A 12,581-nucleotide genomic window follows, 5' to 3' on the forward strand; every position below is an offset into this window, starting at 1 on the left:
CTTCTGTTGTTAGCCTTCGTCTTTTTTGTCGTCAACCAGCGGGCTGGCGTCGTGCTCGGCGTGAATCTCTTCCTGTGACAGCGGAGCAGGCTCTGCATCCGGCGTCACGAAGGTTTCGGTAGAGACCGCCAGCGGCTGGCCCAGCTTTGTCACCGACAGGCTTTCAAGCTGTTCAGCCAGCTTCACTTTGCCCGGCGCAAACAGGTTGATCACGGTGGAGCCCAGCTTAAAGCGTCCCATCTCCTGACCTTTCAGCAGGGCCACAGAGCCTTCCGCTTCACCGGCAGGCCAGGTCCAGCGTTTGATCACGCCTTCGCGCGGCGGGGTGATGGTGCCTGCCCAGACGGTTTCGATGCTGCCAACGATGGTCGCACCGACCAGAATCTGGGCCATAGGGCCAAATTCAGTATCGAACAGGCAGATGACGCGCTCGTTACGGGCAAACAGGTTTGGCACGTTCTGCGCGGTCAGGTGGTTCACGGAGAACAGATCGCCCGGGACGTAAATCATTTCACGCAGGATGCCGTTACACGGCATGTGCACGCGGTGGTAGTCGCGCGGTGACAGATAGGTGGTGGCAAAGGTACCGTTGCGGAACAGATCCGCCATCAGGTAGTTACCCGCCAGCAGCGCTTCCAGGCTGTAGTTATGGCCCTTCGCCTGCAGAATTTTGTCGTCTTCGATGTTACCCAACTGGCTGATCACGCCGTCTGCCGGCATCACCAGGACGTTAGGGTCGGTGTTCACCGGGCGCACGTCGTCACGCAGCGGGCGCACGAAGAATTCGTTGAAGGTGCGGTAGCTGGCGGTATCCGGCTTCTGCGCCTCTTTCATGTCGACCTTGTAATATTTTACGAAAAGGTCGATGACCAGTTTGGTCAGCCAGCCTGCGCGTTTGCTCGCGCCCCAGCCCGCCAGGCGAGTGAGCCACAGTTTTGGCAGAATGTATTGAAGCGAAAGTTTAAATGCGTTTAACAAGGTAGCCTCCAGGCCATTGTTTTGTCGTTCCTGATCCGGCGGTAAGCCACCGGAACCTGAAAAAAGGGGACGATTTTAGCGATGCTTAGCTTAGTTGTCAGTTATCAGAATCAGAAAAGTTTTTACGCGTTTTTACCTGATCCATGCTCTCAAGAATGCGGTGATAATTCTCGAAGCGGGTCTCCGCGATTTCGCCTTTCTCAACCGCTTCACGGATAGCGCAGCCTGGATCGTTATCGTGTTTACAGTCGCGGTACTTGCAAGCGCCTAAATAATCATGGAATTCGACAAATCCGTTAAAGATTTGTTCCGGCTCCAGGTGCCATAAACCGAACTCTCGCACGCCCGGGGAGTCGATCACGTCGCCGCCATGTGGGAAGTGATACAGGCGTGACGCGGTGGTGGTGTGCTGGCCGAGGCCCGAGACGTCAGACACATCGTTGGTGAGGATCTCTTGCTGGAGGCCAAGCAGGTTGTTCAGCAGGCTCGATTTACCCACGCCGGACTGGCCCGCAAAGATGCTGATGCGGTCGGTCAGTGCCTCTTCAAGCGGTTTCAGGCCATCTTTGGTGTAGCTGGAGACCATCAGGACGCGGTAGCCAATTTTGCGATAGATATCCATCTGCTCATTGACGAAAGCCATCCCGTCGTCGTCCAGCAGATCGATTTTGTTCAGCACGATGATAGGTTCAACCTGCAGCGTTTCGCAGGCGACGAGGTATCGGTCGATAATATTGAGCGACAGTTCGGGCAAAATCGCCGATACGATAACAATCTGGTTAATGTTGGCGGCAATCGGTTTGACCCCGTCGTAGAAATCGGGACGGGTTAACACGGACGTGCGCTCATGGACTGCTTCAACAATACCTTTTACCGTTACGCCTTCCGCCGCCTCTTTACCCGGTCGCCAGACGACGCGGTCGCCGGTCACCAGAGAACGAATGGTCCGGCGGATGTTGCAGCGGTGAATCGCACCATCGGCGGATTCCACGTCAGCGTGCATACCGAAACGGCTGATGACTACGCCTTCCGTTGGGTCGCCAAACAGGTTGTCGTCGTAATCGACCTTCTCCGCAGTGGTTTTAAGACGGCGCTGGTGATTGGCATTCACGCGGCGCTGCTGCCCTTTGGAGAGTTTATTTTTACTCAATCGCACTGGCTCCTGGTCGCCCGTAGGGGGCAAAACCTCTATGATACACTCTAATTAATACTAGTTAACCTGCTACTGCCGGTTATGCGAGAAGGGTGGAAAATAACATGAGCGCGGATGAAAACAACCTGATTTGGATCGATCTCGAAATGACCGGGCTGGATCCCGAGCGCGATCGCATCATTGAAATTGCAACCCTGGTGACGGACGCCAACCTGAATATCCTGGCGGAAGGGCCAACGATAGCGGTGCATCAGTCCGATGACCAGCTGGCGTTGATGGATGAGTGGAACGTGCGTACCCACACCGGCAGTGGTCTGGTGGAGCGCGTGAAGGCGAGCACCATGGGTGACCGTGAGGCGGAGCTGGCGACGCTTGAGTTCCTGAAAAAGTGGGTTCCGGCGGGCAAATCGCCTATCTGTGGGAATAGTATCGGTCAGGATCGTCGTTTCCTGTTTAAGTACATGCCGGAGCTGGAGTCTTACTTCCACTACCGCTATCTGGATGTCAGCACGTTGAAAGAGCTGGCGCGTCGCTGGAAGCCTGAAATCCTCGACGGCTTTAAAAAGCAGGGGACGCATCAGGCGATGGACGATATCCGGGAGTCCGTGGCGGAGCTTTCCTACTACCGCGAAAACTTTATTAAGCTGTGATTTTGAGATCCGGCGCCTTGCGTGGCCGGGTTTTTGTCGTTAAATTGTTCAGCTTGCCGATTAAATAAGCATTTGAACTGAATTTCGAAAAAATCGCTTTAAGGGGGGTTGCAGCTAAAAGGATTTCTCGTATAATGCGCCTCCCGTAACGACAGAGAATTACACGTTACGACAGCAACAAAAGCAGTGCAGATTTGCGGGAATAGCTCAGTTGGTAGAGCACGACCTTGCCAAGGTCGGGGTCGCGAGTTCGAGTCTCGTTTCCCGCTCCAAAATTTGAAAGTGCTTTCACAGCACAGACTGCCCAAGCGGGAATAGCTCAGTTGGTAGAGCACGACCTTGCCAAGGTCGGGGTCGCGAGTTCGAGTCTCGTTTCCCGCTCCAAAATTTGAAAGTGCTTCCACAGCACGGACCACCCAAGCGGGAATAGCTCAGTTGGTAGAGCACGACCTTGCCAAGGTCGGGGTCGCGAGTTCGAGTCTCGTTTCCCGCTCCAAATTCTTCTTCATCTCTAAAATATCCACAGCGAAAAGCGTCGCTGGGGACGTTTTCTATTGTCTCTGAAATACTCTTGTGAACAGAGTTATCCACAGAAACTGCGCTTAACCGAAACAGGGTTAAAACTTAGCAGGGTGAATAATATCTTCATAACGCGCTGTATTTTCAGTATAAAATTTGATTTCAAAATGTTATTGAGATCACTTGACCTCATCTCCAGCCCAGATGGCGCTTGAGTTTGTAATTTTATTCACAGGCTGTGAATAGTTCAGGCATCCCGCGGAAGCCCTTTCTCAATCACCCTCACCAGACGCTGTTTCTTCGGTAGCTGCACCTCGACCACGCAGGCATTACGCTTCTCTATCTGCTGCGCAATCGCCCATTCTATGTGTTCATCAAGAAGTGGGTGCTCACCTCGACGGCTTTCAAGCGCCCGAATATTGGCTTCATCCCACGGGGCATTCCCCAGCGCGACGGCGACATTTCGCAGCCAGCGCAGATGGCCAATACGGCGAATAGCCGAACCCTCCGTCACTTTCAGGAACCAGGCCTCGGACCAGGCGAACAGCTCAATGAGCGGCGGGGCATGGAGCGCCTTACGCGGGCTGAAATCCTCTTCGTCAGTAAGCTGCGAATAGCGGTTCCATGGGCAGATGAGCTGGCAATCATCGCAGCCGTAGATGCGGTTGCCGATAAGCGGTCTGAATTCCTCTGGAATGGCTCCTTCCAGTTCGATAGTCAGGTAGGAGATACAGCGGCGCGCATCAACGGTGTAGGGCTCAACGATGGCGCCGGTAGGGCAGATGGTCATACAGGCCACGCAGCGGCCACAGCCTTCCTCTACCGGGCCGTCTACTGGCAGCGGTAAATCGATCAGAAGTTCACCGAGAAAGAAGAACGATCCGGCGTCGCGGCTAAGGATAAGTGAGTGCTTACCTGTCCAGCCAAGCCCGGCTTTTTCGGCGATCGGACGCTCAAGAATAGGCGCGGAATCGACAAAGGGTCTAAAATTCAGCGAAACACAGTGCTGCTGAATAGTTTCCCCGAGTTTTTTTAAACGGTTACGCAGAAGCTTATGGTAATCACGTCCCAGGGCGTACCGGCTAACGTAACCCAGCGAGGGGTCTTTTAGCGTGCGCGCAAAGGCCGCGTTGGCGGGCAGATAATTCATGCGCACGCTGATGACGCGTAATGTGCCCGGCAAAAGCTCGTGTGGACGGGCGCGCATCATGCCATGACGCGCCATCCACTCCATTTCGCCGTGGTATTGTTTATCCAGCCAGGCCTGCAGTTTCGGCTCGCTGGCGGAAAGGTCGGTATCGGTAATGCCCACCTTCTGGAAGCCAAGCTCAGCACCCCACTGTTTTATTTTATGCGCTAATTCATTGAGATCGAGGGGCTGTGACATGACGGACCATACGGTGAAGAAAAACCCCGCAAGTATACCACATTCCATCTGGCATGCGGATGACCTCCGGCGCGCCGAAAAAGAGGCCGCAGACAGCCTCGGGATTACCCTGTATGAACTGATGCTGCGCGCGGGTGAGGCGGCGTTTGACGTAGCCCGAAGCGCCTTCCCGCAGGCGGCCCACTGGCTGATTCTGTGCGGGCACGGCAACAACGGCGGTGATGGCTACGTCGTTGCCCGTCTCGCGGTGGCTGCGGGTCTCCGCGTGACCTTGCTGGCTCTCGAAAGTGATAAACCGCTGCCGGAAGAGGCCAGCGCGGCGCGGGAGGCATGGCTGAACGCAGGCGGTGTGATTCATGCGCCTGATATCGTCTGGCCAGAGGATGTTGATCTGATTGTTGACGGGCTGCTGGGCACCGGGCTGCGCAGCGCGCCGCGCGAAAACGTTGCCGCGCTTATTGAACACGCTAACAGACATTCCGCGCCGGTAGTCGCCTTGGATATTCCCTCTGGCCTGATGGCACAAACCGGCGCGACGCCGGGGGCGGTGATTCAAGCGGCACATACGGTGACCTTCATCGCCCTCAAGCCGGGGTTACTGAGCGGCAAAGCGCGGGATGTCGTCGGCGTGCTGCACCACAGTGCGCTGGGACTGGAGAGCTGGCTCGCCGGGCAGGACATGCGCATCGCGCGTTTTGATGCATCGCAGCTTGCTGAATGGCTCCCGCCGCGCCGGCCGACGTCCCATAAGGGCGATCACGGCAGGCTGGTCATTGTGGGCGGCGACCACGGTACGGCAGGTGCGATTCGCATGACCGGTGAAGCGGCTTTGCGCAGCGGTGCCGGATTAGTGCGAGTGCTCACTCGCATTGAGAATATTGCGCCAATCATCACCGCCCGACCGGAGCTGATGGTCCATGAGCTTACGCTCCAGACGCTGGAGGAAAGCCTCGAATGGGCGGATGTGGTGGTGATCGGTCCCGGGCTTGGACAGCAGGCGTGGGGTAAACAGGCCCTGCAAAAGGTCGAGAATTTTCGCAAACCGATGCTGTGGGATGCCGACGCGCTTAACCTTCTGGCAATAAACCCGGATAAGCGTCACAATCGCATTCTGACGCCACACCCCGGCGAAGCCGCGCGGCTGCTTAACTGCAGCGTGGCAGAAATTGAAAGCGATCGCTTACTTTCTGCTCAGCGTCTGGTAAAACGTTACGGAGGTGTTGCTGTTTTAAAAGGGGCAGGAACCGTTGTCGCCTGTGACGAGACGCTGGGCATTATTGATGCCGGAAATGCGGGCATGGCGAGCGGCGGCATGGGCGATGTGCTTTCCGGCATCATCGGCGCATTGCTTGGACAGAAACTTCCCCTTTATGATGCAGCCTGTGCGGGCTGCGTGGCCCACGGCGTTGCGGCAGATAAACTGGCTGCGCGTTACGGTACGCGCGGTATGCTGGCCACCGATCTCTTTTGCACGCTGCGGCGTGTAGTTAACCCGGATGTGATTGACGTAGAAAATGACTAATCGAGCGATTCCTTTACCTGATGAACAAGCCACTTTAGATCTCGGCAAGCGCGTGGCGCAGGCCTGTCAGGGGGCAACCGTCATTTATCTGTATGGTGATTTAGGGGCGGGTAAAACCACCTTCAGCCGGGGTTTTTTGCAGGCGTTAGGGCATAACGGGAATGTGAAAAGCCCAACCTACACGCTGGTAGAACCGTACACCCTTGAAAATCTCATGGTGTACCACTTCGATTTATACCGCCTTGCGGATCCTGAGGAGCTGGAATTTATGGGGATCCGTGATTATTTTGCCAACGACGCCATTTGCCTGGTGGAGTGGCCGCAACAAGGTGCGGGTGTGCTGCCTGACCCGGATGTCGAAATTCACTTAGATTACCAGGCTCAAGGGCGTGAGGCACGCATCAGTGCTGTTTCCTCATCAGGCAGTTCCTTACTGGCGCGTCTGGCCGGTTAAGCGTAGGGATGACGGGATGATAAATCGCGTTAAAGGTTGGTTGTTGGCTGCCACCGTGCTGCTGTGCGCGCAGGCCGGGGCGGCAAATCTTTCAGATATTCAGGTCTCGAACGGCGAAAGCCAGGCCCGGATCACGTTCAGCTTTATGGGCGATCCTGAGTATGCGTTTTCACAGCCAGACAGCCACAGCGTGGCGCTGGATATCAAACAGACAGGCGTGATCCAGGGATTACCGCTGCAGTTCAGCGGCAACAACCTGGTGAAAAGTATCCGTTCGGGTACGCCGCAGGATAGCCAGTCGTTACGCCTGGTGGTCGATCTGACCGAAAAGGGCAAAACGAAGGCGGTGAAGCAGCAAAACGGGGCGAACTATACGGTGGTCTTTACCATCAATGCCGATGTCCCGCCACCGCCTCCACCGCCGCCTGTCGTTGCCAAACGCGTGGAAGAACCGGTGTATACGCCGCGTCCTGCTGAACCTGCGCGTAATCCGTTTAAATCGCAGAACGATCGCATCACTGCGGCAACCAGCAGCAATACGGTGACCCGTCCGGCGGTGAGTACGCGCCGTGCTGCGACCAGCGGTGACAAAGTGATTATCGCCATTGATGCAGGTCACGGTGGACAGGACCCGGGTGCGATTGGCCCGGGTGGGACGCAAGAGAAAAATGTCACCATCGCCATTGCCCGTAAGCTGCGTGCACTGCTCAACGACGATCCTACGTTCAAAGGCGTGTTGACCCGCGACGGGGATTACTTCATTTCGGTAATGGGGCGTTCGGACGTCGCGCGCAAGCAGAATGCGAATTTCCTGGTTTCCATCCACGCAGATGCTGCGCCTAACCGTAACGCGACCGGTGCCTCGGTATGGGTACTCTCGAACCGTCGCGCCAACAGCGAAATGGCCAACTGGCTGGAAGAGCATGAGAAGCAGTCTGAACTGCTAGGCGGCGCGGGCGATGTGCTGGCAAACAGCCAGTCAGACCCGTACCTGAGCCAGGCGGTGCTGGATTTACAATTCGGTCATTCTCAGCGCGTCGGGTATGATGTGGCCACTAACGTATTGAACCAGCTGCAAAGCATTGGTGTGCTGCATAAGCGTCGTCCTGAACATGCCAGCCTCGGCGTTCTGCGCTCGCCAGATATCCCATCCATCCTTGTAGAGACGGGCTTTATCAGTAACAACGGTGAAGAGCGTCTGCTGGGAAGCGACAGCTATCAGCAGCAAATTGCCGAAGCGATTTATAACGGTCTGCGTAAATACTTTGATGCCCATCCGCTGCAGTCTGCGCCACAGAGCGGCGCTGCCCAGACGGCCAGCGCAGCGCTACCGGGTGAGATGACCGCGACCAACTAAGGAGAATTCATGCCGATTCAGGTTCTGCCGCCGCAGCTTGCGAACCAAATCGCCGCCGGTGAGGTGGTGGAACGTCCCGCGTCGGTCGTGAAGGAGCTGGTGGAAAACAGCCTCGATGCGGGCGCGACCCGCATCGATATTGATATCGAGCGCGGCGGCGCGAAGCTTATCCGCATTCGCGACAACGGCTGCGGCATTAAAAAAGAGGAGCTGGCGCTGGCGCTGGCCCGTCACGCCACCAGTAAAATTGCTTCTCTGGATGACCTGGAAGCGATTATTAGCCTCGGCTTTCGCGGTGAAGCGCTGGCCAGTATCAGCTCGGTTTCGCGCTTAACGCTGACCTCCCGTACCGCCGAACAGCAGGAAGCCTGGCAGGCTTACGCCGAAGGGCGCGACATGGATGTGACGGTCAAACCCGCGGCGCACCCTGTCGGCACGACGCTTGAAGTATTAGATCTCTTCTACAACACCCCCGCCCGACGCAAGTTCATGCGTACCGAGAAGACCGAATTCGGACACATCGACGAGATCATCCGCCGCATCGCGCTGGCGCGTTTCGATGTCACCATCAACCTCAGCCACAACGGCAAGGTGATGCGCCAGTATCGCGCGGTGGCGGAAGGTGGGCAGAAAGAGCGTCGGCTGGGCGCCATTTGCGGGACCCCGTTTCTGGAACAGGCGCTGGCCATTGAGTGGCAGCACGGCGATCTGGCGCTGCGCGGCTGGGTAGCCGATCCGAACGCGAGCAGCGCTGCGTTTGCGGAGATCCAGTATTGCTACGTCAACGGCCGCATGATGCGCGACCGTCTCATCAATCACGCCATTCGCCAGGCCTGCGAAGACAAGCTCGGGGCCGATCAGCAGCCTGCTTTCGTGCTTTATCTGGAAATCGACCCGCATCAGGTGGATGTGAACGTCCATCCTGCCAAGCATGAAGTGCGGTTCCACCAGTCGCGACTGGTGCATGATTTTATCTATCAGGGCGTGCTGAGCGTGCTGCAGCAGCAGGGTGAAACGCCGTTGCCGCTGGAACACGCAGAACCTGCGCCACGCCCAATTCCTGAAAACCGTGTCGCTGCGGGCCGCAACCATTTTGCGGAGCCCGCCGTTACGCGTGAACCGGAAGCGCCGCGCTTTTCCTCCGCAGGGGCCGCGCCGCGTCCAACGGGCGCCAACTACCCGAATGCCCAGCCTGGCTATCAAAAGCAGCAGGGCGCGTTGTACCGCAAACTGCTGGAGACGCCAGCCGTAGAGCGTAAAGAACCCATTCCGGCACCTCAGCCTTCTCTGGACGGCCATAGCCAGAGTTTTGGCCGGGTGCTGACGATTATCGCGCCGGATATGGCACTGCTGGAACGTGACGGCAAATTGATGCTTCTGGCACTGCCGGTTGCCGAACGCTGGCTTAAACAGGTGCAGCTCACGCCGGGCGAAAATGCCGCCTGTGCGCAGCCGCTGTTAATTCCGGTTCGCCTGAAAATATCCCCTGATGAAACAAGGATATTGCAGCGTGCCGAAGCACAGCTGGCGCAAATGGGTATTGAAATTGTGCTCGAACCACAACATGTGACAATTCGTGCAGTGCCTTTACCCTTACGCCAACAAAATTTACAAAACTTGATTCCTGAACTGATAGGCTACCTGGCGCAGCAAACATCGTTTGATGCCGCTAACACCGCGCAGTGGATCGCCCGCCATCTGGCCAGCGAACACGCGCCGTGGAGCATGGCACAGGCCATCAGCGTGCTGGCGGAGGTGGAACGCCTCTGTCCGCATCTGGTGAAAGCGCCGCCGGGTGGGTTATTACAACCTGTTGATTTAAAAACGGCGATGAACGCCCTGAAACATGATTGACGTAAGTAAGGCGAGCCTGCCTAAGGCAATTTTTTTAATGGGCCCAACGGCCTCCGGCAAAACGGCGCTCGCCATTGAGTTGCGTAAAGTTTTGCCTGTAGAGTTGATTAGCGTCGACTCCGCCCTCATCTACCGAGGGATGGACATCGGCACGGCGAAGCCTGACGCAGAAGAACTGCGCGCGGCACCGCACCGTTTGCTGGATATCCTCGACCCGGCTCAGGCTTACTCCGCAGCGGATTTTCGCCGGGATGCCTTAGCCGAGATGGCCCAGATAACGGCGGCGGGGCGTATACCGCTGTTGGTTGGCGGAACCATGCTCTACTTCAAGGCGCTGCTGGAGGGGTTATCACCTCTGCCATCCGCGGACCCGGAAGTAAGAGCGAAAATTGAGCAGCAGGCGGCAGAGCAGGGGTGGGACGTTTTGCATCAGCAACTGGCGGAGATTGACCCGGTTGCCGCAGCGCGGATCCATCCAAATGATCCGCAAAGGCTTTCCCGGGCACTGGAAGTTTTTTTCATTTCGGGTAAAACTTTAACGGAACTGACGCAAACGTCAGGAGACGCTCTGCCGTATCAGGTGCATCAGTTCGCCATCGCCCCGGCGAGCCGTGAACTGCTCCATCAGCGAATTGAGCAGCGTTTTCATCAGATGTTAGCTTCAGATTTTGAAGCAGAAGTGCGGGCGCTATTTGCCCGTGGAGATTTGCATACGGACATGCCTTCCATTCGTTGTGTGGGATACCGCCAGATGTGGTCGTACCTTGAAGGTGAGATTTCATACGATGAAATGGTTTATCGAGGTGTTTGCGCCACGAGACAGTTAGCGAAGCGCCAGATCACCTGGTTGCGCGGTTGGGAAGGGGTTCACTGGTTAGACAGTGAAAAACCACAACAGGCGTTAAGCGACGTGATTGAGGTTGTTGGTGATATCGCTCACTGAATGTGTACAATTGAGGCGTATCGTGCGCAATTTTTCAGAATCGCAAGGTTCTAAGTACAAAACAAGCATATAAGGAAAAGATAGAATGGCTAAGGGGCAATCTTTACAAGATCCGTTCCTGAACGCATTGCGTCGGGAACGTGTTCCAGTTTCTATTTATTTGGTGAATGGTATTAAGCTGCAAGGTCAGATTGAGTCTTTCGATCAGTTCGTGATTCTGTTGAAAAACACGGTCAGTCAGATGGTCTATAAGCACGCTATTTCTACTGTTGTTCCGTCCCGTCCGGTATCTCATCACAGCAATAACGCTGGCGGCGGCACAGGTAGTAACTACCATCATGGCAGCAACGCGCAGGGTTCTTCAACGCCAGCGCAGGACAGCGACGAGACCGAATAAGGTTTCGCACTGTTATCCACACGGGGAGCCAGGGATCCTGCGTTCCCCGCTGATCTTTTTAGAGAGGTTTACGCTTGTTTGACCGTTATGATGCCGGTGAGCAGGCGGTGCTGGTACACATCTATTTTTCGCAAGACAAAGATATGGAAGACCTCCAGGAGTTTGAATCTCTGGTCTCTTCCGCCGGTGTCGAAGCAATGCAGGTGATTACCGGTAGCCGTAAAGCGCCGCACCCAAAGTATTTTGTTGGTGAAGGTAAAGCAGTCGAAATTGCGGATGCCGTAAAAGCAACCGGCGCGTCAGTCGTGTTGTTTGATCATGCGCTGTCTCCAGCTCAGGAGCGCAACCTGGAAGCTCTCTGCGAATGCCGTGTTATCGATCGCACGGGATTGATTTTAGACATTTTTGCTCAGCGTGCACGTACCCACGAAGGGAAACTGCAGGTTGAGCTGGCGCAGCTGCGTCATCTGGCAACGCGTCTGGTGCGTGGCTGGACCCACCTTGAAAGACAAAAAGGCGGGATTGGTTTGCGCGGCCCGGGTGAAACCCAGCTCGAAACCGACCGTCGTTTGCTGCGTGGCCGAATTACCCAGATCCTCTCACGTCTGGAAAGGGTTGAGAAACAGCGTGAGCAGGGGCGTCGGGCACGCACCAAAGCCGACATCCCGACGGTGTCGCTGGTGGGGTATACCAACGCCGGTAAATCCACCCTGTTTAACCAGATAACCGAGGCCCAGGTTTATGCCGCAGACCAGCTGTTTGCGACCCTGGACCCGACGCTGCGCCGTATTGAGGTTGCAGACGTCGGTGAAACGGTGCTGGCGGATACCGTAGGGTTTATCCGTCACCTGCCGCATGACCTGGTGGCGGCGTTCAAGGCCACCTTGCAGGAGACGCGACAGGCGACCCTGCTGCTGCACGTGATTGATGCGGCAGACGTGCGCGTGCAGGAGAACATCGACGCGGTGAACGTGGTGCTCGAAGAGATCGACGCCCACGAAATCCCAACGCTGTTGGTGATGAACAAGATCGATATGCTGGACGATTTCGAACCGCGTATCGACAGAGATGAAGAGAACAAACCGATTCGGGTCTGGCTTTCTGCCCAGACCGGTCTTGGTGTGCCACTGCTTTTCCAGGCTTTGACAGAACGTCTTTCCGGTGAGGTAGCTCAGCACACGCTGCGACTGCCGCCACAGGAAGGCAGGCTGCGCAGCCGGTTTTATCAGCTTCAGGCGATAGAAAAAGAGTGGATGGAGGATGACGGCAGCGTGGGGATGCAGGTGCGTATGCCGATCGTTGACTGGCGTCGCCTCTGTAAACAAGAACCTGCGCTGGTCGACTATATCGTCTGATCAGAAAGGGGA

11 protein-coding genes and 3 tRNA genes are annotated in these 12,581 nt (G+C 56.2%); 11 read left to right on the forward strand and 3 right to left on the reverse strand.

Translation table 11 applies throughout. The features are described 5' to 3' along the window. Positions 1-9: 9 nt before the first annotated feature. Both asd and rsgA read right to left on the reverse strand, forming a co-directional pair. Positions 10-978, reverse strand: a complete 969-nt coding sequence (gene asd, locus ACEPLT_RS01920; protein ID WP_025911888.1) for an archaetidylserine decarboxylase — start codon at positions 976-978, stop codon at positions 10-12. A gap of 97 nt (positions 979-1,075) precedes the next feature. Then, a complete protein-coding gene (gene rsgA / locus ACEPLT_RS01925; protein WP_008502927.1) occupies positions 1,076-2,128 on the reverse strand; it encodes a small ribosomal subunit biogenesis GTPase RsgA in 1,053 nt (350 codons plus the stop codon). A gap of 107 nt (positions 2,129-2,235) precedes the next feature. On the opposite strand from rsgA, the gene orn reads away from it, so the two are divergent. The 4 genes from orn (at position 2,236) to ACEPLT_RS01945 (ending at position 3,277) form a co-directional block, all read left to right on the forward strand. Then, a complete protein-coding gene (orn, locus tag ACEPLT_RS01930; RefSeq protein ID WP_045909541.1) occupies positions 2,236-2,781 on the forward strand; it encodes an oligoribonuclease in 546 nt (181 codons plus the stop codon). A 196-nt stretch (positions 2,782-2,977) separates the two neighbouring features. Next, positions 2,978-3,053 (forward strand) — tRNA-Gly (locus tag ACEPLT_RS01935). Positions 3,054-3,089: 36 nt separating this feature from the next. Further along, positions 3,090-3,165, forward strand: a tRNA-Gly gene (locus ACEPLT_RS01940). Positions 3,166-3,201: 36 nt separating this feature from the next. Beyond that, positions 3,202-3,277, forward strand: a tRNA-Gly gene (locus ACEPLT_RS01945). Between the two features lie 270 nt (positions 3,278-3,547). On the opposite strand, the gene queG is transcribed toward ACEPLT_RS01945, so the two are convergent. Next, positions 3,548-4,687: a tRNA epoxyqueuosine(34) reductase QueG gene (gene queG / locus ACEPLT_RS01950; RefSeq protein ID WP_232928615.1), complete on the reverse strand. Its 1,140-nt coding sequence runs from the start codon at positions 4,685-4,687 to the stop codon at positions 3,548-3,550. Between queG and nnr the strand changes: the two genes are divergently transcribed. From nnr to hflX, 7 genes are all read left to right on the forward strand, one after another. Further along, complete coding sequence (nnr, locus tag ACEPLT_RS01955; RefSeq protein WP_232928613.1) at positions 4,686-6,209, forward strand: bifunctional ADP-dependent NAD(P)H-hydrate dehydratase/NAD(P)H-hydrate epimerase; 1,524 nt, start codon at positions 4,686-4,688, stop codon at positions 6,207-6,209. The genes queG and nnr overlap by 2 nt on opposite strands. Then, entirely contained in the window at positions 6,202-6,663 is a 462-nt protein-coding gene (tsaE, locus tag ACEPLT_RS01960; protein WP_008502923.1) for a tRNA (adenosine(37)-N6)-threonylcarbamoyltransferase complex ATPase subunit type 1 TsaE, read from the forward strand. Before nnr ends, tsaE begins: the two co-directional genes overlap by 8 nt. Before the next feature lie 16 nt (positions 6,664-6,679). After that, entirely contained in the window at positions 6,680-8,020 is a 1,341-nt protein-coding gene (gene amiB, locus ACEPLT_RS01965) for an N-acetylmuramoyl-L-alanine amidase AmiB (RefSeq protein WP_021240715.1), read from the forward strand. Positions 8,021-8,029: 9 nt separating this feature from the next. Beyond that, a complete protein-coding gene (gene mutL, locus ACEPLT_RS01970; RefSeq protein ID WP_232928611.1) occupies positions 8,030-9,874 on the forward strand; it encodes a DNA mismatch repair endonuclease MutL in 1,845 nt (614 codons plus the stop codon). Further along, entirely contained in the window at positions 9,867-10,817 is a 951-nt protein-coding gene (gene miaA / locus ACEPLT_RS01975) for a tRNA (adenosine(37)-N6)-dimethylallyltransferase MiaA (RefSeq protein WP_023293455.1), read from the forward strand. The genes mutL and miaA overlap by 8 nt, the downstream gene beginning before the upstream one ends. An 85-nt stretch (positions 10,818-10,902) precedes the next feature. Continuing rightward, positions 10,903-11,214 (forward strand): RNA chaperone Hfq, encoded by a 312-nt coding sequence (gene hfq / locus ACEPLT_RS01980; protein WP_008502919.1) that lies wholly within the window; start codon positions 10,903-10,905, stop codon positions 11,212-11,214. Positions 11,215-11,288: 74 nt separating this feature from the next. Beyond that, positions 11,289-12,569 (forward strand): ribosome rescue GTPase HflX, encoded by a 1,281-nt coding sequence (gene hflX / locus ACEPLT_RS01985; protein ID WP_032675813.1) that lies wholly within the window; start codon positions 11,289-11,291, stop codon positions 12,567-12,569. Positions 12,570-12,581: the final 12 nt, after the last annotated feature.

This window comes from Enterobacter sp. fkY84-1 (assembly GCF_052974705.1).